Genomic DNA, 22,965 nt, shown 5'->3' on the forward strand with positions numbered 1-22,965 from the left:
AATGACGGTGACTCCCGCTCATACAAGCATAGTAACTAAACGTGAAATCACCAAAATTAGTGAAAAAATTCAGAATGTTTGAAGTGCTCAGCCGAGACGGTGGGTGGAGTTGCGTAACCGGGAGAGCCACCCCAGCGTCAGCGAATCATCATCCTGCAGCGCAATGATATAGCCCTGCGGTAAGGAGCGGTCAAGCACGGCCTTAGCGGCCGCGCTCTGATCGCTGGATTCAAACTTTATCACCAGCCCATCATTCAGCGGCGTAATGCTTTTAAAATGAATGCCGTTTGCGTCGAGGTGATGCCAGACTGAAAACCCGTCCGGCAGGCTGACGTTGCTGCTGGCCGGGCGAATAGCAAGCGTGGATTCGCTCTGTTTTAAGGCAGTGCCAAACCATAACGCGACGCCCAGCAAGAGTAGCGCGCTAAGGCTGAAGGTAAAACGACGAAACGTGCGGTTGAAAAGGCGCATGGTCAGCCCCGGCTTCCGTGCTTTTTCTTCCACAACACCACCAAAGAGCCAATCAGGCCAAAGACCAGCAGCACGACCGGCAGCAGCATCAGGCAGGACATCAGCGCATCTTCATACTTGAGAAAGACCGGCGTTTTGCCCAGCAGATAGCCCAGCGTGGTTAAAATCAGCACCCACAGTAGGCCGCTCATCCAGTTGAAAAACTGAAAGCGGGTGCTGCTGAGGCCGGAAAGGCCGGCGATAGTCGGCAGCAGGGTGCGGACAAAGGCGATGAAGCGGCCCAGCAGCAGCGCCGAGAGGCCGTGCTTGTGAAACAAGTGATGCGCCCGCTGGTGATAGTGGGCGGGCAGATGCGATAGCCAGTTTTGCACGATGCGGGTATTACCCAGCCAGCGTCCCTGAATATAGCTCAGCCAGCAGCCGAGGCTTGCGGCAATGGTCAGCAGCGCGATGGTTTGCGGAAATCCCATCGCGCCTTTGGCAATCAGTACGCCAACCAGCACCAGCAGGCTATCGCCAGGCAGGAAAGCGGCAGGCAAAAGTCCGTTCTCCAGGAACAGAATCATAAATAATACAACGTAAAGCATGCCAATCATTGAGGGATTCGCCAGGGTTTCGAAGTCCTGATTCCATAAGGCATGAAGTAATTGGGTCAACAGTTCCATTTATGATTCCTGGTACATCGATTAACGTCACGGCGGAGCGCGCTAAGAGACCTGACGACGGCGATTTTGTTCATTATGAAGGCCGCAGGGGTTTATTTCTTAACTTTCCATGTTCAGAAAAATCAGCTGACGCTGATTAAGGCACAACAAAATGCATCTAAGTGTAACAAAGGCTCGGCCGTGGGGTTACAAAATTTGCAGGGTGTTGCCGGTTGATTTTGCTGATTGCAGGCAGGTGAGGCGAGGTTTTTTACACAGGCTGACACTATATAGGGTTAACTTACCCTCAGCGGCGCGCCGAGGGCGACAGGAGACTATTTCGCTGCGTTAGCGGCAGTGTCGAGGTGAACAACGGGATTTTCAGCAAACAGATAGCGGTCGGCGTTGAATTCAAAATCGTCGCTGGTTTCGTTAAACAGCATCTGCTTGGTGTTTTCCATATGCTGCCACATCGCAAGCTTGGCGGCATGCGGGTCTTTACGGATCAGCGCCCGTAGAATCTGGTCGTGATCGTCGCACCAGCTGTCAACGGTGCGCAGGTCAATGTGCTCGTGGAGCTTTTTCCAGTACGGGTTGTGCGCGCGCTGGGTCCACATTTTCTCAACGATGGCGGCCAGAGCCGTATTGTGGGTCGCCAGCGCCACCTGCACGTGAAACTGCAGATCCCACTCAGAGTCGCGAAAGCACTTCTCCTTGCGGGCGTGCTCCTGGATCTCCATCAGCTTCATGATGTCCTGCTTGGTCACCTGAGTTGCGGCGAACTCAGCGATATTGCTCTCGATCAGCTGGCGGGCCTGCAGCAGCTCGAACGGGCCGTAGTTGGCAAATTCCAGGGATTCATTGTGGGTGTGCGAGTGCTTCGCGGTATTTGAAACGACGTGGATCCCGGAACCTTTGCGTACCTCTACGTAGCCCTCAACCTCCAGCATGATGATCGCTTCGCGCACCACCGTGCGGCTGACGTTCTTTTCATCGGCAATAAAGCGCTCGGCGGGCAGTTTGTCCCCCACAAGATAGACGCTGTTCTCGATGCGATCTTTTAGCTCAGCGGCAAGCTGTTGATATAAACGGCGTGATTCCGTGATTTCCATATGCGCTCCAGTCTGTACGGCTGTATTGATTTGTTATACCACTTATCCGCTATCGTCACCAGCAGAGGGCAGCAAAAAGCCGCCCTCGGGCGGCTGTTTTGCGAGATGTATGACAATTTAGTGCTGCGTTGCCGGGCCACCCACCGCAGCGGCGGTTTCGCTGGCCGGCTTGTTCTGCAGTACCGTCCAGATAACCAGCGCCCCGAGCAGGTCGAACACTGCCAGCACGGCGAACAGCGGGCTGAAGCCGAGGGTATCGGCCAGCGCGCCGACCACCAGAGCAAACAGGGTGCTGGCAGTCCAGGCGGCCATCCCGGTCAGACCGTTGGCGGTTGCCACTTCGTTGCGGCCGAAGACGTCGGAAGAGAGCGTAATCAGAGCACCGGACAGCGCCTGGTGAGCAAAGCCGCCGACGCACAGCAGGGCAATGGCCACGTACGGGCTGGTAAACAGGCCGATCATGCCGGGGCCAATCATCAGTACGGCGCCCATGGTCACCACCAGCTTACGGGAGACAATCAGGTTAACGCCAAACCAGCGCTGGAACAGCGGCGGCAGGTAGCCGCCGATCACGCAGCCGAGGTCGGCAAACAGCATTGGCATCCAGGCAAACATCGCGATGTGCTTCAGGTCAAAGCCGTAAACCTTAAACATGAACAGCGGGATCCAGGCGTTGAAGGTACCCCACGCCGGCTCAGCCAGGAAACGCGGCAGCGCGATGCCCCAGAACTGGCGGTTGCGGATGATTTCCATTGCCGACATTTTTTTGCCGTTATTGGTCTGGTGCTGCGCTTCCTGACCGCTGATGATGTACTCGCGCTCTTCATCGGTTAAATGCTTCTGGTCGCGCGGATGCTTATAGAAAATCAGCCACGCCATCGCCCAGGCGAAGCTCAGGACGCCGGAGATAATGAACGCCATCTGCCAGCTGTGCGCCATGATAGCCCACACTACCAGCGGCGGCGCAATCATCGCCCCGATAGAGGAGCCGACGTTAAAGTAGCCCACGGCCACGGAGCGCTCTTTTGCCGGGAACCACTCGGAGCTGGCCTTCAGGCCCGCCGGGATCATCGCCGCTTCGGCAGCGCCGACCGCGCCGCGCGCTACCGCCAGACCGCCCCAGCTCCCCGCCAGCGCCGTGGCGCCGCAGAAGCAGGCCCACAGTACGGCAAACATGGCATAGCCAATCTTGGTGCCGAGCAGGTCGAGAACGTAGCCTGCCACCGGCTGCATCACGGTATAGGCCGCGGAGTAGGCGGCAATAATGTAGGAGTATTGCTGGGTAGAGATATGCAGCTCTTGCATAAACGTCGGTGCGGCGGCTGCCACGGTATTACGCGTCAGGTAGCCCAGAACGGTACCTAAGGTTACCAGGGCGATCATATACCAACGCAACCCTTTAATTTTACGCATGTAAAACCTCATCGCTTGTTATATCCGCGCTTTGCGCGACCCTTTCCCGTGAGGAAAGCGGGTAATTAACGGAGGGTCTGACAGGAGAACCTGGGGTGACCCGAATTTTTACGTAGCCATCGTGCTAATTCGGTATCCGTACCGCTAAAGTCCGGTGCGATCGTCACCGGAAATACATTCCGTCGGTTTATAGGTTTCGACGGGCTGAACGATAACTTGTCATACAGCTTTAAAGGGTGAGAACCGTCACAAAAGAGGGAATAACAGTGTAGACAATATCTCCGACAGATGAAGCCAGTACTGGTGCGGCCTGGAGCGAGGTTTACTTCTTTCTGGGTACTTTTTTTATCTGGTTTTATTGATCTGACTCACTAAATAACCTTCTGTTTCTGGAAATTGGTGTGATAACTTTGCAGCATACACGTTAAGCATCTGACGCACTCGTTGAGAGGAAGACGTAATGACCCCGTTTATGACCGAAGATTTTCTGCTGGACAGCGAATTTGCCCGCCGTCTGTACCACGATTACGCCAAAGATCAGCCGATCTTTGACTACCATTGCCACCTGCCGCCGCAGCAAATTGCGGAAAACTATCGTTTTCAGAACCTGTATGACATCTGGCTGAAAGGCGATCATTACAAGTGGCGCGCGATGCGCACCAACGGCGTGGCCGAGCGCCTGTGTACCGGCGATGCGTCCGATCGCGAAAAGTTTGACGCCTGGGCGGCGACCGTCCCGCACACCATTGGCAACCCGCTGTACCACTGGACGCATCTGGAGCTGCGCCGCCCGTTCGGCATTACCGGCAAGCTGCTTTCTCCGGCGACCGCCGATGAGATCTGGCACCAGTGCAACGATCTGCTGGCCCAGGAGAGCTTCTCCGCCCGCGGTATCATGCAGCAGATGAACGTCAAAATGGTCGGCACCACCGACGATCCGATTGATTCTCTCGAACATCACGCCCGCATCGCCGAAGACGGCTTCAGCGTCAAGGTGCTGCCGAGCTGGCGCCCGGACAAAGCCTTCAACATCGAGCAGGCGACCTTTAGCGACTACATGGCGAAGCTGGCCGACGTTTCCGACACAGACATCACCCGCTTTGCCGATCTGCAGAGCGCGCTGGCGAAGCGCCTGGATCATTTCGAAGCCCACGGCTGTAAAGTTTCCGACCACGCCCTCGACGTCGTGCTGTTCGCCGACGCCAGCGAAGCCGAGCTGGACGCGATCCTGGCGCGCCGCCTGGCAGGCGAAGCGCTGAGCGAGCATGAAGTCGCGCAGTTTAAAACCGCCGTGCTGGTCTGGCTGGGCGCCGAATACGCCCGCCGCGGCTGGGTGCAGCAGTACCACATCGGCGCGCTGCGCAACAACAACCAGCGCCAGTTTAAGCTGCTGGGGCCGGACGTCGGCTTTGACTCCATCAACGACCGCCCGCTGGCGGAGGCGCTGTCGAAGCTGCTGAGCAAGCAGAACGAAGAGAACCTGCTGCCGAAAACCATCCTCTACTGCCTGAACCCGCGCGATAACGAGGTGCTGGGCACCATGATCGGCAACTTCCAGGGCGAAGGGATGCCGGGCAAGATGCAGTTCGGCTCCGGCTGGTGGTTCAACGATCAGAAAGACGGCATGGAGCGGCAGATGACCCAGCTGGCGCAGCTCGGCCTGCTGAGCCGCTTTGTCGGCATGCTGACCGACAGCCGCAGCTTCCTCTCCTACACCCGCCACGAATACTTCCGCCGCATCCTGTGCCAGATGATTGGCCGCTGGGTTGCCGCGGGCGAAGCGCCTGCCGACGAGCAGCTGCTTGGCGAGATGGTGAAGAATATCTGCTTTAACAATGCGCGCGACTACTTCGCCATTGCGCTGAACTAAAGACCCGAGGCTGGTTGATATGCAATACATCAAGATCCATTCGCTGGACAACGTGGCTGTCGCTCTGGCCGACCTCTCCGCAGGCGCGGAAGTGGCCGTTGAGGGTAAGGCCGTGCGGCTGCTGTCCGACATTGCCCGCGGGCATAAATTCGCCCTGCGGGCGATAGCGAAAGGTGAAAACGTCATTAAATATGGTCTGCCCATTGGTCACGCGCTGACGGACATTGCGCCCGGGGAACATATTCACTCCCACAACGCGAGAACCAACCTGAGCGATCTGGACGAGTATCGCTATCAGCCTGATTTTCAGGCGCTGCAGGAGGCGGGCGGCGACCGCGAGGTGCAGATTTACCGCCGCCCCGGCGGCGAGGTCGGGGTCCGCAACGAACTGTGGATCCTGCCGACCGTCGGCTGCGTGAACGGTATCGCCCGCCAGATCCAGAATCGCTTTCTGAAAGAGACCAACAACGCGGAAGGCACCGACGGCGTGTTTCTCTTCAGCCACACCTACGGCTGCTCCCAGCTCGGGGACGATCACGTCAACACCCGCACCATGCTGCAGAACATGGTGCGCCACCCCAACGCCGGGGCGGTGCTGGTGATTGGCCTCGGCTGTGAAAACAACCAGGTGGACGCCTTCCGCGAAACCCTCGGCGATTTCGACGCTGACCGCGTGCGCTTTATGATCTGCCAGAAGCAGGATGATGAAGTGGAGGCGGGCCTTGAGGCGCTGCATCAGCTTTATGCCGCCATGCGCCACGACAGGCGCGAACCGGGCAGGCTCAGCGAGCTGAAATTTGGCCTCGAGTGCGGCGGCTCCGACGGCCTGTCCGGGATTACCGCTAACCCGATGCTGGGGCGCTTCTCCGACTACGTGATCGGCAACGGCGGCACCACGGTACTGACCGAAGTGCCGGAGATGTTCGGCGCCGAGCGGTTGCTGATGAGCCACTGCCGCGATGAAGCGACCTTTGAGAAGACCGTCACCATGGTTAACGACTTCAAGCAGTACTTCATCGCCCACAACCAGCCCATCTACGAGAATCCGTCGCCGGGCAACAAGGCGGGCGGCATTACTACCCTTGAGGAGAAATCGCTGGGCTGTACTCAGAAAGCGGGTTCAAGTCAGGTGGTGGACGTGCTGAAGTACGGCGAGCGTCTGAAAACTCCCGGCCTCAATCTGCTGAGCGCGCCGGGCAACGATGCGGTCGCCACCAGCGCCCTGGCGGGCGCGGGCTGTCACATGGTGCTGTTCAGCACCGGGCGCGGCACGCCTTACGGCGGCTTCGTGCCGACGGTGAAGATTGCCACCAATAGCGAGCTGGCGGCGAAGAAGAAGCACTGGATAGACTTTGACGCCGGCCAGCTGATCCACGGTAAGGCGATGCCGGAGGTGCTTAACGCGTTCATCGATGCCATCGTCGAGTTTGCCAGCGGCAGGCAGACCTGCAACGAAAAGAACGATTTCCGCGAACTGGCGATTTTTAAATCTGGCGTCACGCTCTGATCCTGATTAACATAAAACGGCGTTTCATCACTGAAGCGCCGTTTTCCTGTCAGCGTCATTCAAAGGACCCATCATGACCGCGTATTGGCTTGCCCAGGGCGTTGGCGTCATCGCCTTTCTGGTCGGCATTACCACCTTCATTAATCGCGACGAGCGGCGGTTCAAGAAGCAGCTTTCCGTCTATAGCGCCATCATCGGCGTACACTTTTTCCTGATGGGCGCCTTTCCGGCGGGCGCCAGCGCGCTGCTTAACGCGGTGCGCACGCTGGTTACCCTGCGCACCCGCAGCCTGTGGGTGATGGCGCTGTTTATTGTCCTGACCGGCGGCATCGGGCTGGCAAAATTCCACCATCCGATGGAACTGCTGCCGGTGGCGGGCACCATCGTCAGCACCTGGGCGCTGTTTCGCTGCCGGGGCCTGACGATGCGCTGCGTGATCTGGTGCTCGACCGCCTGCTGGGTGGCCCACAATGTCTGGCTCGGCTCGATTGGCGGCTCGCTGATTGAGAGCAGCTTTCTGGTGATGAACGGCCTGAATATTATCCGCTTCTGGCGCATGCAGCGGCGCGGTATCGATCCGTTTAAAGTGGAGGCGTCGCTGAGGGAGGAGAGCTCTTCCGCCCGATAGCGGAAGAGCGGGTCAATCAGCCGTGCAGCGGGTTTTTCGCCAGCCGGGCATCCTCGGCCTGGCAGGCGGCAGCGGTAAACAGCACGTCGGTTGACGAGTTGAGCGCCGTCTCGCAGGAGTCCTGCAGCACGCCGATAATAAAGCCGACCGCCACCACCTGCATGGCGATATCGTTCGGGATGCCGAACATGTTGCAGGCCAGCGGGATCAGCAGCAGCGAACCGCCCGCCACCCCGGAGGCGCCGCAGGCGCACAGCGACGCCACCACGCTCAGCAGCAGGGCGGTAGGCAGATCCACCGGAATACCCAGCGTATGCACCGCCGCCAGCGTCAGTACCGTAATAGTGATCGCCGCCCCGGCCATGTTAATGGTCGCGCCCAGCGGAATTGAGACCGAGTAGGTGTCCCTGTCCAGATTCAGCTTTTCCGCCAGCGCCATATTCACCGGAATATTGGCCGCCGAGCTGCGGGTAAAGAAGGCGTAGACGCCGCTTTCGCGCAGGCAGAGCAGCACCAGCGGATAGGGGTTGCGGCGAATTTTCCAGTACACCAGCAGCGGATTCAGCACCAGGGCCACAAACAGCATACAGCCCACCAGCACCAGCAGCAGCTGCGCGTAGCTGAACAGCGTTTCGAAGCCGGTGGTGGCAAGCGTTGAGGCGACCAGGCCAAAAATACCCAGCGGCGCAAAGCGGATCACCACTCTGACCATAAAGGTGACCGCGTGAGACACGTCGTTAACCAGGTTTTTGGTGCTCTCACTGCCGTGGCGCAGCGCGAAGCCGAGGCCGACGGCCCAGACCAGAATACCGATATAGTTGGCGTTCAGCAGGGCATCAATAGGATTCGAAACCATGCTTAACAGCAGGCCACGCAGCACCTCTACGATCCCCGACGGCGGCGTGACGCCGGTTGCGCCGGTGACCAGATGCAGCGAAGAGGGAAACAGGAAGCTCACGACCACGGCGGTGAGCGCCGCGGCGAAGGTCCCCAGCAGATAGAGGAACAGAATCGGGCGAATGCTGGTTTTCTGCCCCTTCTGGTGGTTGGCGATGGAGGCCATCACCAGCATCAGCACCAGCACCGGGGCGACCGCTTTCAGCGCGCCGACGAAAAGCGTGCCGAGCAGACCCACGGCATTGGCTGCCGAAGGTGAAACCCAGGCCAGTAAAATACCCAGCACCAGGCCGACGAGAATTTGTTTTACCAGGCTACCCTGCGCGATGCGCTGGAACAGGCCCGAGGGGCGTTGCGTAGTCATGACTCTTCCTTCGTGTGTTATGTGGCGTGATCCCGGCGATTCTGCGACCGCGCTGTCGGATGTAACAAATGTTTGCAGAGATGAGTATAAAGATTATACGGCGGCGGGGAAGCGTGAAATGCTGGATTTTACGCAGTGCGTCATAGTTTTTAACTGTTCATTTACGGCATCAGGCCGGGTGACGCTGAGTTCACCCGGCTTCAGCCGTCATTTAGGCTGTTTTTTGGTCATTTTTGTGGTTGACCCACGTATTGATCAGCAGGGTCAGCACCAGAATGCCAAACACCACGCCCAGCGAGATGGCGACAGGGATATGGTAGAAATCGACGATCAGCATCTTGACGCCAATAAAGACCAGGATCACCGACAGGCCGTACTTGAGCATCGAGAAGCGCTCCGCTACGCCCGCCAGCAGGAAGTACATCGCGCGCAGGCCGAGGATAGCAAACAGGTTCGAGGTCAGGACGATAAACGGATCGGTGGTCACCGCGAAGATAGCGGGGATGCTGTCGACCGCAAAGATAACGTCGCTCAGCTCCACCAGGATCAGCACCAGCAGCAGCGGCGTGGCGTACAGCAGGCCGCTGCGGCGGACGAAGAATCTCTCGTTTTCGATTTTGTCGGTCATGCGCAGGCGGCTGCGCAGCCAGCGGATCATCGGCTTATCGCCAATATCGCCCTCGTCCTCTTTCGCCAGCGCCATCTTGACGCCGGTAAACAGCAGGAAGGCGCCGAAGAGATAGAGCAGCCAGTCAAACTGCGCGATCAGCCAGCTGCCGGCGAAGATCATGATGGTTCGCAGTACGATAGCGCCCAGCACGCCGTAAACCAGCACCCGGCGCTGCAGCGCGGCCGGAACGGCAAAGTAGCTGAACAGCATCAGCCAGACGAAGACGTTGTCCACGGCCAGCGCTTTTTCTATCAGGTAACCGGTCAGAAAGGCCATCGCCTGCGGGTCGGCCACGGCGCGTCCCTGGGTGGCGCTCAGATACCACCAGAAGGCGAGGTTAAACAGCAGGGAGAGCGTCACCCAGACGATGGACCAGCCGGCGGCCTGCTTCATGGTCATGGTCTGCGCGCCGCGACGGCCCTGCAGCAGGAGATCGATGGCCAGCATAATGGCCACCACTACCGCGAATCCGCCCCACAGCAGCGGGTTGCCGACACTATTCATAACGTTGTCCTCACGCAAAAAAAACGGCTAATGTCAAAAGACGTTAGCCGTTGCAGGAGTTTTTGCGCGGACCTCGCCTTTCGGCAAGGTCTCACTTACAGCGACGCTCTGTTGCGCTGCCCGGCGACCGGAAGCGATAAACGCTTCGTAATGACGACCCACCGGCGAACAAGTTACTCCCCTTTGCGTGTGTCAAAATATGACAGCCGGCGGGCGGCGTCAACGCCTTTACGCGCTTTTACGCAATGGCCTGCGCGCTGATGCCGTCGGCGGGAAAGACCACGCCGGTCTGACGGCGGATGTCGGTCAGCAGCCTGGCGGTGGTGCGGCTCACCGCCAGCCCCGGATGGTTGACCTCATTCTCCGCCACCAGGCGGGCAAACAGCTCCGCCTCGTAGAGCATGGTATTGATGTGCTGCGGCTGGCTCAGATCCTGCGGCTTGCCGCCGCGCGGCACGAAGGCGACCTTCTGACACTCGGAAATCTTCTCAATCACCAGCGAGCCTTCTTCGCCCTGGATTTCGCTCGCCAGCACCGAATCGCTCACCTTTGAGTGCTGCAGCGTCACGCTAAAATCGCCGTAGTCGAGCACCGCCACGCCGTGGGCGTCGACGCCGCTCTCCAGCAGTGTGGCGGTCGCCTGCACGCCGTGCGGCTCGCCCCACAGCGCCACCGCCGCCGCCAGGCAGTAGAAACCGATATCCATGATCGAGCCGTTGGAGAAGGCCGGATTAAAGGTGTTGGGGTTTTCGCCGTCGAGGTAGCGCTGATAGCGGGAAGAGTACTGGCAGTAGTTGATAAACGCCTTGCGCAGCTTGCCGACGCGCTGCATCGCCTGCTGCAGCTGGATAAAGTTGGGCAGGCTGGCGGTTTTGAAGGCTTCAAACAGCACCACCTGGTTTTCCCGCGCCAGCGCGATGGCCGCCTCCACTTCGTCAATGTTTGAAGCCAGCGGCTTCTCGCAGATGACGTGCTTTTGGTGCCCGAGAAACAGCGCGGTCTGCGCAAAGTGCAGCGAATTGGGGCTGGCGATATAGACCGCGTCGATCTCATCGCTCTGCGCCATCTCTTCAAGGGAGGTAAACAGCCTGTCGACCAGATAGTCGCTGCCGAAGCGTTGCGCCTGTTCAGCGCTGCGGGAGTATACGGCGGTCAGCTTATACTTGCCCGTTTCATGGGCGGCATCGACAAACTGACGGGTGATCCAGTTGGTGCCAATCACGGCGAGACGTATCATGAGAAGTTGGGTGCTCCGGATAGTTAACTTCTTATCACTTTAGCACGCGAAAATGACAAAACACGTGCGCTTACGCAGATCCTGCCAACGCCATCTCCGTCAGCCACAGCCGGGTATCGAACTCCAGCTGGTGATACTGCGGCTCCATGTGGCAGCAGAGCTGATAGAACGCCTTGCTGTGCTCTTTCTCCTTCAGGTGCGCCAGCTCGTGGACCACGATCATGCGCAGAAACGCCTCCGGCGCCTCGCGAAACACGGTGGCGACGCGGATTTCCGCCTTTGCTTTCAGCTTGCCGCCCTGTACCCGGGAGATGGCCGTGTGCAGCCCCAGGGCGTTTTTCAGTACGTGGATCTTGTTATCAAACATCACCTTATTGAGCGGCGGCGCGCTGCGCATATAGCGGTTTTTCAGATCCTGCGTAAACGCCCACAGCGCCTTATCGTTGCTGATGCCGTGGCGGTCCGGGTAGCGCTTCGCCAGCACGGCGCCCAGCTTATCCTGAGCGATCAGGTCGCGAACCTGCGCCACGAGGTGTTCGGGATAGCCGCTAATGTAGGGAAGTTCGCTCATGATGGTCTCGGTTATGCTCAAAAAAGGGTATACTCACGCGCCCCGTCGGGGGACGACCAGAATTTTATCACTCAGGAGGGCCGATGAGCCATTCAGACAACGGTTTCCGTTCACTGTCACTTAAGCGTTTTCCGGAAACGGACGACGTCAGCCCGCTTCAGGCGTGGGAGGCGGCGGATGAGTATCTGCTGCAGCAGCTGGACGATACCGACATCAGCGGCCCGGTTCTGATTTTTAACGATACCTTCGGCGCGCTGGCCTGCGCGCTGGCGGCGCATAAGCCCTACAGCATCGGCGACTCGTACCTCAGCGAGCTGGCGACCCGCGAAAACCTGCGCCATAACGATATCGCCGAAAACAGCGTTACCTTTCTCGATAGCACTGCGGATTATCCGCAGGCGCCGGCGGTAGTGCTGATTAAAATCCCCAAAACCCTGGCCCTGCTGGAGCAGCAGCTGCGCGCCCTGCGCGGTGTGGTGACCCCGCAAACGCGGATTATCGGCGGCGCCAAGGCCCGGGATGTGCACACCTCGACGCTGGCGCTGTTCGAACAGATCCTCGGCACCACCACCACCACGCTGGCGTGGAAAAAGGCGCGGCTGATTAACTGCACCTATACCGCGCCCGCGCTGGCAGAGTCCTCCTCCGTGACCTCCTGGCCGCTGGAGGGCACCGGCTGGACGATCCACAATCACGCCAACGTCTTCTCGCGCAGCGGGCTGGATATCGGCGCGCGCTTCTTTATGGAGCACCTGCCGCAGGATCTGGAAGGGGAAATCGTCGATCTCGGCTGCGGCAACGGCGTGATCGGCATGACCCTGCTGGAGAAAAATCCGCAGGCTCGCGTCGTGTTTGTGGATGAGTCGCCGATGGCGGTGGCCTCGAGCCGGATGAACGTCGAAGCCAACCTGCCGGAGGCGCTGGACCGCTGCGAGTTTATGATCAACAACGCGCTCTCGGGCGTCGAGCCGTTCCGCTTTAACGCGGTGCTCTGCAATCCGCCGTTCCACCAGCAGCACGCCCTGACCGACAGCGTCGCCTGGGAGATGTTCCACCACGCCCGCCGCTGCCTGAAAATCAACGGCGAGCTGGTGATCGTGGCCAACCGCCACCTCGACTATTTCCACAAGCTGAAGAAGATTTTCGGCAACTGCACCACGGTGGCGACCAACAAGAAGTTCGTCATTCTGAAGGCGGTAAAGCTGGGGCGTAAGCGCTAAAAAAACGTCTCCCGGACCCGCCGGGAGACGCGGTTGCTACTTCGCGAGGGTGGCGACCATCACCGCTTTAATGGTGTGCATGCGGTTCTCGGCCTGGTCAAACACGATGCTGGCGGCGGACTCAAACACCTCATCGGTCACCTCCATGCCGCCGTGCAGGCCAAAGTCGGCGGCCATCTGTTTGCCGAGCGTCGTCTGGTCGTCGTGGAAGGCGGGCAGGCAGTGCAGGAACTTGACCTGCGGGTTGCCGGTGAGGGCCAGCATCTGCGCATTGACCTGGTAGCCGCGCAGCAGCGCGATGCGCTCCGCCCACTTCTCTTTCGCTTCGCCCATCGATACCCAGACGTCGGTATAGATAAAGTCCGCGCCCTTCACGCCCGCGGCGATGTCTTCGGTCAGCGTAATATTGCCGCCGTTTTTCTGCGCCAGCGCTTTGCATTCGGTCACCAGGCTCGCTTCCGGCCAGCAGGCCTTGGGCGCGACCAGGCGCAGATCGAGGCCGGTGAGCGCCGCGGCCTCAAGCATCGAGTTGCCCATATTGTTGCGGGCGTCCCCGGCGTAGACCAGCGTCATTTCGTTAAACGCCTTGCCCGGCAGGTGCTCCTGCATGGTCAGCAGGTCCGCCAGCAGCTGGGTCGGATGAAACTCGTCCGTCAGCCCGTTCCACACCGGCACCCCGGCGTACTGCGCCAGCGTTTCAACGATCTCCTGGCCGTAGCCGCGGTACTGAATACCGTCATACATTCTGCCCAGCACCCGGGCGGTGTCTTTGATGGATTCTTTGTGGCCGATCTGGCTGCCGCTCGAGCCAAGATACGTTACCCGGGCCCCCTGATCGTAAGCGGCAACTTCGAAAGAGCATCGGGTGCGGGTCGAGTCTTTTTCGAAGATGAGCGCGATGTTTTTACCGGTCAGCCGGGCTTGTTCACTGCCGCTTTTTTTATCGGCTTTAAGCTTGGCTGCCAGCGCGAGCAGGCTGTTGATATCGGCAGGTGTGAAGTCGAGCAGTTTCAAAAATGATTGCTGATAGAGCGTTGTCATGTTTCCCTCTCATGGCTTAGGCCACTTATTGAATTAAAATTCAATTTATATGGATTAATATTCACATGCAACCCCGTCTCACAAATCTTTTCAGGAAAGGTGGAGGCAATCATCATGCTGTGTGAAAATAGACGTATCTGCCGCACTATCTGCCGCACATTTATGAGGAACGAGCCATGGCAAACCCGGAGCATCTGGAAGAGCAGCGTGAAGAGACGCGCCTGATTATTGAAGAGTTACTGGAAGATGGCAGCGATCCGGACGCGCTGTATACCATTGAGCACCACCTCTCTGCGGATGACTTTGAAACGCTTGAGAAAGTGGCGGTAGAGGTCTTTAAGCTGGGCTACGAAGTGACCGAGCCGGAAGAGCTGGAAGTGGAAGAGGGCGAGGTGGTTATCTGCTGCGACGCGCTCTCCGAGTGCGCGCTGAATGCCGATCAGATCGATGCCCAGGTTGAACAGCTGATGACCCTCGCCGAGAAGCACGGCGTTGAGTACGACGGCTGGGGCACCTACTTCGAAGATCCGGACGGCGAAGAGGGCGACGAAGAGTACATCGACGAAGACGACGACGGCGTTCGCCACTGATTTAGCGGCAGCGGCCTCGTGCCGCTGTCGTACATACTGTTTCCCGTCCTGTAAAATCTAAGCATATTCTATTTTTTTTCAAACCTCTTCATATCTTCAATCGCACGTCATACCATGCCGGCAGAATGACCATACTCGGAATATGTCTATGATGACCGATGCGATTATTTCGCCAGAAAAAAACGCCAAAGCAGTGATAACACTATGGCAGGAAAGTATTAATAGTGCGCTTAACGATACCGCCTGGCGATTCTGGGACGGCGAAATTCAGCGTACGGTCGATGCCTACAATAAACATCTTGCCGACACCCCCGGCTATCAGCCGCTCAGCGGGACGTTGATTAAGGCCGTCCTGTGGGCGGAGACCGGCGCCCGCCACGGCGAATGGTATACCCGGCCGATGCGGGGCGGCGCGTCGGATGACGACGGATTGTGCGCTTTTCTCCGTGGTACAGAAGGTGGGGAGTTGATCATTCCGCCGGCATGGAAGCTGCTGCTCTCCGGTTCGGTGCGCACCAGGCCGGAATATACCCTGCGCGCCGACGTCGGCTATTTGCTAAAGCAGATGGCGCTCTTTTCCCATCAGAGCATCGTCGCCGCAGGCGGTAAGATCTTTGACATCACGGTCAAGCCCGGCGACAGCATTGAGAAGATTGCCCGCCATCAGGGAGCGACCGTCGAAGTGATGCTCAGGTTGAATCCTGGGGCGGATCTCTCCCGACTGCATGCCGGACAGGTGCTGAAATGCCGCAGGGCAAGCATTAAGCGGTGCATTACCGGCTGGCGCGCAATGGAAGCGGAGACGATAGCGCAGCGCTACGGCAGCGACGATCCGCTATATGCCACAAAGCTCAGGTATGCCTTTGAGGTCATTGAGAAAGGCAAAGCGGCCGCATAATCGTGATTCGCCGCGCGCAATATGCCAGAATCCACGTCTGATTCAGATATTCAGTCATGGCCGCGACGGCGGCCAACAGTGAGACTCTTCATGGACTACCCACAGATAATCGCGCCCGTCCTCGCCTTCCTCCACTGCCCGACGCCGCAGGCGTGGCTGGACAAGGCCCGGGACCCGCAAAATCTGCCGCTGCTGCTCACCGACCACCTGGTTTGCGAACTCAAGGCCGCGCAGACGGCGATGCTGCTGGTGCGCAAGTACGTTGCCGACAAACAGGGCGCCGACGCGCTGCTGGCGTGGCTGCAGCCCTATGAGGCCTTTGCCTTTCGCCGGGGGCCGGAGCCGGACTTTGCCGCGCTGGGCCGTCAGATCGGCAAAAGCGCCATGCCGCAGACCGACGACCCGTGGGGCAGGCTGCTTATCGACAGCATGGTGCTGCTGATTAAAGAGGAGCTGCACCACTTCTGCCAGGTGCGCGAAGCGATGGCCGCCCGCGATATCCCCTATGTTAAAATCACCGCCAGCCGCTACGCCAAAGGCCTGCTGCAGGAGGTGCGCACCCACGAGCCGCTGACGCTTATCGACAAGCTTATCTGCGGGGCCTATATCGAGGCCCGCTCCTGCGAGCGCTTCGCCGCTCTGGCGCCGTACCTTGATGCCGATCTGCAGAAGTTCTACCTGTCGCTGCTGCGCTCCGAGGCGCGCCACTATCAGGACTACCTGGCGCTGGCGCAGCGGGTCTGCGATGAGGATATCGCAGCGCGGGTACGCTTTTTTGGCGAGGTCGAGGCGCGGCTGATCTCCACGCCCGACGAGACGTTCCGCTTTCACAGCGGCGTGCCGGCTTAATCTGCGCCGGGCCGTTCAACTGCCCCGGCGCGGCGCTGGCTTACAGATTGGCGTTTTTATCCTTCGCTGCCCCCGGGGCGGCGGGCGCGTTTTGCGGATCGCCGAGGGTCGCTTTAAACCAGTTCACGACCCGCTCAATCACCGGCGTCTGATACCACGTATCATCCCCGTGCTCCGCGCCCGCCAGAATGACATAGTCGGCCCGGTCGCCGGCCTTTTTCAGCGCGTTATAAAGCTGCTGGCTCTGCAGAGGAGAAACCAGCGTATCGGCGCTGCCGTGCATAATTAAGAACGGCGGCTTTTTGCCGCTCAGATGGCCCATCGGGCTGGCGGCCAGCGCTTTTTTCTCATCGCTGCCGATCGCCGCGCCCGGGAAATCGCGAAACGCGGTACCGTTGACCAGCAGCGCCTCAGTGACCGCCGGGGACCGGTGGACGTTCTGCACGACCTCGGGGAACCCTTCGCCGATATTGCGCAGATCGGAGATGCCGTAGAGCGTGGCGGCGGCCTGGACCGCGGATGACTGCGTCAGATAGTCGCCCTGTTCGAAGCGTTTCTCGCCGCCCGTCAGGGCGACCATCTGCGCCAGATAGCCTCCCGCAGAGTCTCCCAGCACGCCGATGCGCTTTGGATCGATACCGTATTCGGCGGCATGTTCACGCAGGTAGCGAACGGCGGCTTTACCGTCAACGACAGGCGCCGGGAAGGTATCCGGAACGGTGCGGTATTCCGCGGACGCCACCACAAATCCGGCATTAGCCAGCGCCATGCGCATGGCGATGTATTTATGCCAGGAGGCGCTGGTAAAGCCGCCGCCGGGGAAATAAACGATAGCGGGCTTGAGCTTATTATTGCGCGGAACCAGCAGCGACATATGCAGCTGCCGCACGTCGGTTGCGCTTTTAACCTGGCTATACACAATATCGTTGAGCGCATCAACGCGCCCCTGCGTTTTCTCGACGCGCATGACCTGCGCGCCCTCCGCGTAGCCCGTAATCTCACTCGCGCCTGCGCTGACGGCCATGGCGCTTAGCAGCAGGCCGCTGGCCAGTCGAAAGGAACATTTATTGATAAGAGTCATTCTGTGCAGTACCCGTGAAGAGTGTAAAAAAGCGATGCAGACACTCTATGAGGCGTCTGCCGCCGTGAATACTGCATTTATTGGATGATATTCATTCAATTTTTTAATGAATATCCTGAGCGGTAACTCTACAGGTGCTTCAGCATCCGCACTTCGCAATCAACGTGCCCGGTACTGCCCAGCGGATGGTCGATATGGGCAAAGCCGAGGCGCTCGTACAGGGCAATCGCCTCACGCAAAAAGGCGGTGGTTTCCAGATAGCAGCGGGAAAACCCCTGACTGCGGGCGTGATCCAGCGCCTGCTGCGCCAGTTTTCTGGCCATTCCCCGGCCGCGGGCGGCGGGTAAAAAGTACATCTTCTGCAGTTCGCAGATATCCGGCTCGCCGCCGCGCAGCGGCGCAACGCCGCCGCCGCCGACTACCGCGCCATCCAGCTCCACCACCCAGTAGGCGTGGCCGGGGCGGCTGTAGTGCTGGTAAAGGGTATCCAGCTCGGGATCGGCAACGGTATAGCCCTTATCGGCGGTTAAGCCATATTCAGCGGACACGGCGCGAATAACGCCGGCGATGGCGGCGTTATCAGCAGGCGTTATCGGGCGCAGGGCCAGCGTGGGTTCAGCGGAAACAGTCATTTTGTTGCTCAATTAAGAAAAAACGCACCTCGAAAAGGCATTTAATACCACTCTCATACCGCGCGCGCAAGTTACCGATACCTGGATTTTAGGGTTGTTGACTGCTTAATTTGTGGACATACTGTGCCGCGTTAAATGAAGAATAATTGTTTAATTGCTGTGATTTATTTGATAAAGGAATATTTTCAGTATGGTTAATAACGAAAATAGTACCACCTCCGGGCAGTACAGATTTGTTTTTCACGGTAAGGGCTGGCCATTTTTTAAAATCTGTCTGGTAAATCTTATCCTCTCCATTATTACCCTCGGGATCTATCTGCCCTGGGCCTTCGTCAGAAGCCGCCGCTATATTTATGAGCACACCGAGCTGAACGGCGTGCGCTTTGGCTATAACGCCACCGGCGGCGTCTTTTTCGTCAGCTGGCTGCTGATTGGCGTCTTTATGTTTCTCGGCACCCTGGTGTGCGCGGTCATCAGCCCGGCGCTGACTATTCTGCCGATGCTGGTACTGATGGTGCTGATGCCGATCATGGCGGTTAAAGGCCTGCGCTACCAGGCGCTGATGACTACCCTCAACGAGGTGCGCTTTGGCTTCAACTGCGGCAGCGGTCAGGCGCTGTGGGTGATGCTCGGCCTGCCGGTACTGCTGGGTATTGCCGCGGTTATGGTTATCATGTTCACCGCCAAAGTCATGCCCGATGCTGAAACGATGACCGGTCTGGTTGTCCCTATCGCCATTCTCGCGCTGCTGACGCTGGTAGTGATTGGCGTGGTTAACGGCATCGTTTACGGCAAATGGATGCAGCTGCTGGGAAATAATGCCACCTTCGGTATTCACCGTTTCAGCGTCAACATTTCGCTGAAGCGCAGCATCGTCATTTGCATTGTTTCCATGCTTATTCTTATTCCCTTTATCTTTGTTATCGGCAGCCTGATGAGTTCGGTGGTGATGACGCTGATGTACACCCAGGCGGCGGGGGGAATGGATGAGTCGGCGAGATTAGCGCTGCTGGAGGGATATCAGATGCAGTTTATCATGAGCTATCTGGTCTATTTCGGCGGCCTGATCCTGATGTCGGTCTATATTGTCGCCGCGCTGCGCAATCAGTTTATTAACGGTCTGCGCCTCGGTGAGCTGCTGACGTTCCGCTCGGGCATAACCTTCTTCGGCCTGCTGATGCAGATCCTGGTGCTGAGCATTGCCAGTTCCTTTACCCTGGGTCTCGCCTACCCGTGGGCGAAGATGCGCCTGATGCGCTATATGGCAAACAATACGTGGGTAGAAGGCGATCTGGACGCCGTTGAGCTGAAAGATACGGATGAAAAGCTGGATACCGGCTTCTTCTCGGCTATCGCCTCAGGCACCACGCCGGCGCTGCCGTTTATTTAATCATTAAGTCTGATAACAAAAAGGCCGGGCATGCTGCCCGGCCTTTTTACGTTAGCGACAGCTTACAGCGCGGCAATGACCGCCTGCTGCTCAATCAGCTTGGCTTTCGACTCGGCGTAGCCCGCCAGCTTCTCGCGCTCTTTGGCGATCACCGCCTCCGGGGCGCGGGCGACAAAGCCCTCGTTCGCCAGCTTGCTTTCGACGCGGCTGATTTCCGCCTCCACCTTCTCGACTTCCTTCGCCAGGCGCGCCAGCTCGGTGGCCTTATCGACCAGATCGGCCATCGGGATCAGCAGCTCGGCGCCATCGATAATCTTGGTTACCGAAACCGGGCCCTTATCATCGGCAGGCAGCACGGTGATGCTCTCCAGGCGCGCCAGGGTCTGCAGGAAGCTGCGGTTTTCGCTCACGCGGCGTACGGCGTCGTCGCTGCAGCCGCGCAGCAGCAGCTCAAGCGGCTTGCCCGGCGCAATGTTCATCTCGGCGCGAATATTGCGCACCGCGATGATCGCCTGCTTCAGCCACTCGGTATCGGCCAGGGCCGCTTCGTCGACCTGAGAGGCGTCATACTGCGGGAACGGCTGCAGCATAATGGTATCGGCGGTGTTGCCGCAGATAACCTTCACCCGCTGCCAGATGGTTTCGGTAATAAACGGAATGATCGGATGGGCCAGGCGCAGCAGGCCTTCCAGCACCGTCACCAGCGTGTTGCGGGTGCCGCGCAGCTCGGCCTCGCTGCCGCCGTTCATCACCGGCTTGGTCAGCTCCAGATACCAGTCGCAGAACTGGTTCCAGGTGAACTCGTAGAGGATGCCCGCAGCGATATCGAAGCGGAAGCTGTCCAGCGCTTCACGGTAGGCTTTAATCGTCTGGTTAAACTCGGCCAGGATCCAGCGGTCCGCCAGCGACAGCACTTTTTCACCGCCGTTAAAGCCGCAGTCCTGCTCTTCGGTGTTCATCAGCACGAAGCGGCTGGCGTTCCACAGCTTGTTGCAGAAGTTGCGGTAGCCTTCCAGGCGCTTCATGTCCCAGTTGATGTCGCGGCCGGTAGAGGCGAGTGCGGCCAGAGTGAAGCGCAGGGCGTCGGTGCCGTGCGGTTCGATGCCGTTCGGGAACTGCTTCTCGGTGCGTTTGGCGATTTTCTCCGCCAGCTGCGGCTGCATCATGTTGCCGGTGCGCTTAGCAAGCAGCTCCGGCAGGGAGATGCCGTCCACCATGTCCAGCGGATCGAGAACGTTGCCCTTCGACTTGGACATCTTCTGCCCTTCATCGTCGCGGATAAGCCCGGTCATGTAGATGGTTTTGAACGGGATCTGCGGCTTGCCGTCTTCGTCTTTGATGAAGTGCATGGTCATCATGATCATGCGCGCGATCCAGAAGAAGATGATGTCGAAACCGGAGACCATCACGCTGGTCGGGTGGAACTGGCGCAGGGCGTCGGTATTTTCCGGCCAGCCGAGGGTCGAGAAGGTCCACAGGGCGGAGGAGAACCAGGTATCGAGCACGTCTTCGTCCTGGCGCAGGGCGACGTCGGCGCCGAGGTTATTTTCCTGACGCACTTCCTCTTCGGTGCGGCCAACAAAGACGTTGCCTTCGCTGTCGTACCACGCCGGAATGCGGTGGCCCCACCACAGCTGGCGGGAGATGCACCAGTCCTGAATGTCGCGCATCCACGAGAAGTACATGTTCTCATACTGCTTCGGCACGAACTGGATATCGCCGTTCTGCACCGCTTCTACCGCAGGCTTGGCCAGCACGTCGGCGCGCACGTACCACTGGTCGGTGAGCATCGGCTCGATAACCACGCCGCCGCGATCGCCGTATGGCACGGTCAGGTCGTGGGGCTTAATGTCTTCCAGCAGGCCGAGGGCGTCAACCGCCGCGACCATCGCTTTACGGGCGGCAAAGCGCTCCAGCTTTTGGAACTCGGCAGGGATATCGCTGGGATAGACGTCGGACTCTTCGCCTTTGGTGTCGAACACTTCCGCGCTTTCGCGGATATCGCCGTCAAAGGTCAGAATGTTGATCATCGGAAGCGCGTGGCGGCGGCCGACTTCGTAGTCGTTAAAGTCGTGGGCCGGAGTGATCTTCACGCAGCCGGTGCCCTTTTCCATGTCGGCGTGCTCGTCGCCGACGATCGGAATGCGGCGGTTAACCAGCGGCAGCACCACGAACTTACCGATTAGGTCTTTGTAGCGCGGATCTTCCGGGTTCACCGCCACGCCGGTATCGCCGAGCAGGGTTTCCGGACGGGTGGTGGCGACCACCAGGTAGTCTTTACCGTCGGCGGTTTTCGCGCCGTCGGCCAGCGGATAGCGGATGTGCCACATCGAGCCTTTCGACTCGCGGTTCTCCACTTCCAGATCGGAGATGGCGGTGCGCAGTTTCGGGTCCCAGTTGACCAGGCGCTTGCCGCGGTAGATCAGATCCTCTTTATACAGGCGGACGAAGACCTCTTTCACGGCATTGGAAAGCCCCTCATCCATGGTGAAGCGCTCGCGCTCCCAGTCCACGGAGTTGCCGAGGCGGCGCATCTGGCGGGTGATGGTGCCGCCGGATTCCGCTTTCCACTGCCAGATTTTGTCGATGAAGGCGTCGCGACCGTAGTCGTGGCGGGTTTTTCCCTCTTCGGCGGCGATTTTACGCTCCACCACCATCTGGGTGGCGATACCCGCGTGGTCGGTACCGGCCTGCCACAGGGTGTTTTTGCCCTGCATGCGCTGGTAGCGGATCATGGTGTCCATGATGGTTTGCTGGAAAGCATGACCCATATGCAAACTGCCGGTGACGTTCGGCGGCGGGATCATGATGCAGAAGCTTTCCTGGCTTTCATCACCGTTTGGTTTGAAATAGCCCTGCTTTTCCCAGTGCTCGTAAAGCGGCTGTTCGATATCTTGTGGGTTGTATGTCTTTTCCATTATTTCCAGGTTGCCGTATTCAGGTTAAAACCGGCCATGCGGTACGCCTTGTAGCGTTCACGCGCCAGTTGTTTCAGGGAATCTTCGTAGGGTACGAAGTCTATCACTTCTGTGAAAGCGGTGGCAAAATCTGCAAAATTCGCCCGCAGGCTGATCAGCAGATCGCGCGGGCTGCTGTTGCGCTTCTGCGGCCAGGCTATCTCTACCGGCGCGCCGCCGCGCGGCCCTTCGCCGGACAGGTTATGCGGCACAAAACTTTCCGCCGGGCGCGACCACAGCGCCTCGTCGAGGCGAATGGCCTGCTGCTCGTCTTCACAGGCGATCAGAATGCGCTTGCCCGCCCGGAAGCGCTCCGCCGCCACGTCGCACACCAGCTGCTCCACGGCGCTGAGTCCGTCGGCGGTAGCGTCATTATCGAGCAGGTAGAACGTCGCATTCTTCATCATATGGGGCTTCTT

The 22,965-nt window shown here is 58.9% G+C and carries 21 protein-coding genes; 8 read left to right on the forward strand and 13 right to left on the reverse strand.

What is annotated here, in order from left to right; all coding sequences use genetic code 11:
• Window positions 1–87: 87 nt before the first annotated feature.
• The 4 genes from mzrA to ENGE1_RS03130 all read right to left on the reverse strand — a co-directional run bounded on the left by mzrA (window position 88) and on the right by ENGE1_RS03130 (window position 3,640).
• Window positions 88–471 carry an EnvZ/OmpR regulon moderator MzrA gene (gene mzrA / locus ENGE1_RS03115; protein WP_043080817.1) on the reverse strand — a complete coding sequence of 128 codons (384 nt, stop codon included), beginning with the start codon at window positions 469–471 and terminating at the stop codon, window positions 88–90.
• 2 nt (window positions 472–473) lie between these two features.
• A complete protein-coding gene (gene yqjA, locus ENGE1_RS03120; protein WP_043080816.1) occupies window positions 474–1,136 on the reverse strand; it encodes a DedA family general envelope maintenance protein YqjA in 663 nt (220 codons plus the stop codon).
• Window positions 1,137–1,450: 314 nt separating this feature from the next.
• Complete coding sequence (gene exuR, locus ENGE1_RS03125; protein WP_043080814.1) at window positions 1,451–2,227, reverse strand: transcriptional regulator ExuR; 777 nt, start codon at window positions 2,225–2,227, stop codon at window positions 1,451–1,453.
• A gap of 117 nt (window positions 2,228–2,344) precedes the next feature.
• Window positions 2,345–3,640 carry an MFS transporter gene (locus ENGE1_RS03130; RefSeq protein WP_043080813.1) on the reverse strand — a complete coding sequence of 432 codons (1,296 nt, stop codon included), beginning with the start codon at window positions 3,638–3,640 and terminating at the stop codon, window positions 2,345–2,347.
• 460 nt (window positions 3,641–4,100) lie between these two features.
• Between ENGE1_RS03130 and uxaC the strand changes: the two genes are divergently transcribed.
• From uxaC to ENGE1_RS03145, 3 genes are all read left to right on the forward strand, one after another.
• Window positions 4,101–5,510: a glucuronate isomerase gene (uxaC, locus tag ENGE1_RS03135; RefSeq protein WP_048253795.1), complete on the forward strand. Its 1,410-nt coding sequence runs from the start codon at window positions 4,101–4,103 to the stop codon at window positions 5,508–5,510.
• 19 nt (window positions 5,511–5,529) lie between these two features.
• Window positions 5,530–7,017, forward strand: a complete 1,488-nt coding sequence (locus ENGE1_RS03140; RefSeq protein ID WP_048253793.1) for a UxaA family hydrolase — start codon at window positions 5,530–5,532, stop codon at window positions 7,015–7,017.
• Window positions 7,018–7,090: 73 nt separating this feature from the next.
• The gene (locus ENGE1_RS03145) at window positions 7,091–7,645 is read left to right on the forward strand and encodes a YgjV family protein (protein ID WP_045287343.1); all 555 of its coding nucleotides are present in this window, start codon (window positions 7,091–7,093) and stop codon (window positions 7,643–7,645) included.
• Between the two features lie 16 nt (window positions 7,646–7,661).
• On the opposite strand, the gene sstT is transcribed toward ENGE1_RS03145, so the two are convergent.
• From sstT to ENGE1_RS03165, 4 genes are all read right to left on the reverse strand, one after another.
• A complete protein-coding gene (sstT, locus tag ENGE1_RS03150) occupies window positions 7,662–8,906 on the reverse strand; it encodes a serine/threonine transporter SstT (protein ID WP_043080809.1) in 1,245 nt (414 codons plus the stop codon).
• Between the two features lie 211 nt (window positions 8,907–9,117).
• A complete protein-coding gene (locus ENGE1_RS03155; RefSeq protein WP_043080808.1) occupies window positions 9,118–10,080 on the reverse strand; it encodes a TerC family protein in 963 nt (320 codons plus the stop codon).
• A 238-nt stretch (window positions 10,081–10,318) separates the two neighbouring features.
• Entirely contained in the window at window positions 10,319–11,317 is a 999-nt protein-coding gene (locus tag ENGE1_RS03160; RefSeq protein WP_043080807.1) for a Gfo/Idh/MocA family protein, read from the reverse strand.
• A gap of 70 nt (window positions 11,318–11,387) precedes the next feature.
• Window positions 11,388–11,888: a M48 metallopeptidase family protein gene (locus ENGE1_RS03165; protein WP_043080806.1), complete on the reverse strand. Its 501-nt coding sequence runs from the start codon at window positions 11,886–11,888 to the stop codon at window positions 11,388–11,390.
• 83 nt (window positions 11,889–11,971) lie between these two features.
• Between ENGE1_RS03165 and rlmG the strand changes: the two genes are divergently transcribed.
• Window positions 11,972–13,108 carry a 23S rRNA (guanine(1835)-N(2))-methyltransferase RlmG gene (gene rlmG, locus ENGE1_RS03170; protein WP_043080805.1) on the forward strand — a complete coding sequence of 379 codons (1,137 nt, stop codon included), beginning with the start codon at window positions 11,972–11,974 and terminating at the stop codon, window positions 13,106–13,108.
• A gap of 36 nt (window positions 13,109–13,144) precedes the next feature.
• Here rlmG and argF read toward each other — a convergent pair whose 3' ends face one another.
• On the reverse strand, window positions 13,145–14,149 hold the full coding sequence (gene argF, locus ENGE1_RS03175; RefSeq protein WP_048253792.1) for an ornithine carbamoyltransferase: 1,005 nt from the start codon (window positions 14,147–14,149) through the stop codon (window positions 13,145–13,147).
• A 176-nt stretch (window positions 14,150–14,325) separates the two neighbouring features.
• Here argF and rraB point away from each other — a divergent pair, with 176 nt between their 5' ends.
• The 3 genes from rraB to miaE all read left to right on the forward strand — a co-directional run bounded on the left by rraB (window position 14,326) and on the right by miaE (window position 16,486).
• Entirely contained in the window at window positions 14,326–14,739 is a 414-nt protein-coding gene (gene rraB, locus ENGE1_RS03180) for a ribonuclease E inhibitor RraB (protein WP_043080803.1), read from the forward strand.
• Window positions 14,740–14,887: 148 nt separating this feature from the next.
• The gene (locus ENGE1_RS03185; protein ID WP_048253791.1) at window positions 14,888–15,637 is read left to right on the forward strand and encodes a LysM peptidoglycan-binding domain-containing protein; all 750 of its coding nucleotides are present in this window, start codon (window positions 14,888–14,890) and stop codon (window positions 15,635–15,637) included.
• A gap of 90 nt (window positions 15,638–15,727) precedes the next feature.
• The gene (gene miaE, locus ENGE1_RS03190) at window positions 15,728–16,486 is read left to right on the forward strand and encodes a tRNA isopentenyl-2-thiomethyl-A-37 hydroxylase MiaE (RefSeq protein ID WP_048253790.1); all 759 of its coding nucleotides are present in this window, start codon (window positions 15,728–15,730) and stop codon (window positions 16,484–16,486) included.
• A gap of 40 nt (window positions 16,487–16,526) precedes the next feature.
• Here the strand turns inward: miaE and ENGE1_RS03195 are convergent, their stop codons facing one another.
• Together ENGE1_RS03195 and ENGE1_RS03200 are read right to left on the reverse strand one after the other, a co-directional pair.
• The gene (locus ENGE1_RS03195) at window positions 16,527–17,567 is read right to left on the reverse strand and encodes an alpha/beta hydrolase (protein ID WP_048253789.1); all 1,041 of its coding nucleotides are present in this window, start codon (window positions 17,565–17,567) and stop codon (window positions 16,527–16,529) included.
• A 128-nt stretch (window positions 17,568–17,695) separates the two neighbouring features.
• Window positions 17,696–18,199 (reverse strand): GNAT family N-acetyltransferase, encoded by a 504-nt coding sequence (locus tag ENGE1_RS03200; protein WP_043080801.1) that lies wholly within the window; start codon window positions 18,197–18,199, stop codon window positions 17,696–17,698.
• 190 nt (window positions 18,200–18,389) lie between these two features.
• Here ENGE1_RS03200 and ENGE1_RS03205 point away from each other — a divergent pair, with 190 nt between their 5' ends.
• Window positions 18,390–19,589, forward strand: a complete 1,200-nt coding sequence (locus tag ENGE1_RS03205; protein WP_043080800.1) for a YjgN family protein — start codon at window positions 18,390–18,392, stop codon at window positions 19,587–19,589.
• A 62-nt stretch (window positions 19,590–19,651) separates the two neighbouring features.
• Here ENGE1_RS03205 and ENGE1_RS03210 read toward each other — a convergent pair whose 3' ends face one another.
• Together ENGE1_RS03210 and holC are read right to left on the reverse strand one after the other, a co-directional pair.
• Window positions 19,652–22,507 carry a valine--tRNA ligase gene (locus tag ENGE1_RS03210; protein ID WP_043080799.1) on the reverse strand — a complete coding sequence of 952 codons (2,856 nt, stop codon included), beginning with the start codon at window positions 22,505–22,507 and terminating at the stop codon, window positions 19,652–19,654.
• Entirely contained in the window at window positions 22,507–22,950 is a 444-nt protein-coding gene (gene holC / locus ENGE1_RS03215; protein ID WP_043086282.1) for a DNA polymerase III subunit chi, read from the reverse strand. Before holC ends, ENGE1_RS03210 begins: the two co-directional genes overlap by 1 nt.
• Between the last annotated feature and the right edge of the window lie 15 nt (window positions 22,951–22,965).

The organism is Pluralibacter gergoviae ATCC 33028 = NBRC 105706 (assembly GCF_001598855.1).
GTDB lineage: Bacteria > Pseudomonadota > Gammaproteobacteria > Enterobacterales > Enterobacteriaceae > Pluralibacter > Pluralibacter gergoviae.

Excerpts from the sequence above, each read along its gene's own strand:
- mzrA (WP_043080817.1), bottom strand. The coding sequence starts at position 471 with ATGCGCCTTTTCAACCGCACGTTTCGTCGTTTTACCTTCAGCCTTAGC.
- yqjA (WP_043080816.1), bottom strand. The coding sequence starts at position 1,136 with ATGGAACTGTTGACCCAATTACTTCATGCCTTATGGAATCAGGACTTC.
- exuR (WP_043080814.1), bottom strand. The coding sequence starts at position 2,227 with ATGGAAATCACGGAATCACGCCGTTTATATCAACAGCTTGCCGCTGAG.
- ENGE1_RS03130 (WP_043080813.1), bottom strand. The coding sequence starts at position 3,640 with ATGCGTAAAATTAAAGGGTTGCGTTGGTATATGATCGCCCTGGTAACC.
- uxaC (WP_048253795.1), top strand. The coding sequence starts at position 4,101 with ATGACCCCGTTTATGACCGAAGATTTTCTGCTGGACAGCGAATTTGCC.
- ENGE1_RS03140 (WP_048253793.1), top strand. The coding sequence starts at position 5,530 with ATGCAATACATCAAGATCCATTCGCTGGACAACGTGGCTGTCGCTCTG.
- ENGE1_RS03145 (WP_045287343.1), top strand. The coding sequence starts at position 7,091 with ATGACCGCGTATTGGCTTGCCCAGGGCGTTGGCGTCATCGCCTTTCTG.
- sstT (WP_043080809.1), bottom strand. The coding sequence starts at position 8,906 with ATGACTACGCAACGCCCCTCGGGCCTGTTCCAGCGCATCGCGCAGGGT.
- ENGE1_RS03155 (WP_043080808.1), bottom strand. The coding sequence starts at position 10,080 with ATGAATAGTGTCGGCAACCCGCTGCTGTGGGGCGGATTCGCGGTAGTG.
- ENGE1_RS03160 (WP_043080807.1), bottom strand. The coding sequence starts at position 11,317 with ATGATACGTCTCGCCGTGATTGGCACCAACTGGATCACCCGTCAGTTT.
- ENGE1_RS03165 (WP_043080806.1), bottom strand. The coding sequence starts at position 11,888 with ATGAGCGAACTTCCCTACATTAGCGGCTATCCCGAACACCTCGTGGCG.
- rlmG (WP_043080805.1), top strand. The coding sequence starts at position 11,972 with ATGAGCCATTCAGACAACGGTTTCCGTTCACTGTCACTTAAGCGTTTT.
- argF (WP_048253792.1), bottom strand. The coding sequence starts at position 14,149 with ATGACAACGCTCTATCAGCAATCATTTTTGAAACTGCTCGACTTCACA.
- rraB (WP_043080803.1), top strand. The coding sequence starts at position 14,326 with ATGGCAAACCCGGAGCATCTGGAAGAGCAGCGTGAAGAGACGCGCCTG.
- ENGE1_RS03185 (WP_048253791.1), top strand. The coding sequence starts at position 14,888 with ATGATGACCGATGCGATTATTTCGCCAGAAAAAAACGCCAAAGCAGTG.
- miaE (WP_048253790.1), top strand. The coding sequence starts at position 15,728 with ATGGACTACCCACAGATAATCGCGCCCGTCCTCGCCTTCCTCCACTGC.
- ENGE1_RS03195 (WP_048253789.1), bottom strand. The coding sequence starts at position 17,567 with ATGACTCTTATCAATAAATGTTCCTTTCGACTGGCCAGCGGCCTGCTG.
- ENGE1_RS03200 (WP_043080801.1), bottom strand. The coding sequence starts at position 18,199 with ATGACTGTTTCCGCTGAACCCACGCTGGCCCTGCGCCCGATAACGCCT.
- ENGE1_RS03205 (WP_043080800.1), top strand. The coding sequence starts at position 18,390 with ATGGTTAATAACGAAAATAGTACCACCTCCGGGCAGTACAGATTTGTT.
- ENGE1_RS03210 (WP_043080799.1), bottom strand. The coding sequence starts at position 22,507 with ATGGAAAAGACATACAACCCACAAGATATCGAACAGCCGCTTTACGAG.
- holC (WP_043086282.1), bottom strand. The coding sequence starts at position 22,950 with ATGAAGAATGCGACGTTCTACCTGCTCGATAATGACGCTACCGCCGAC.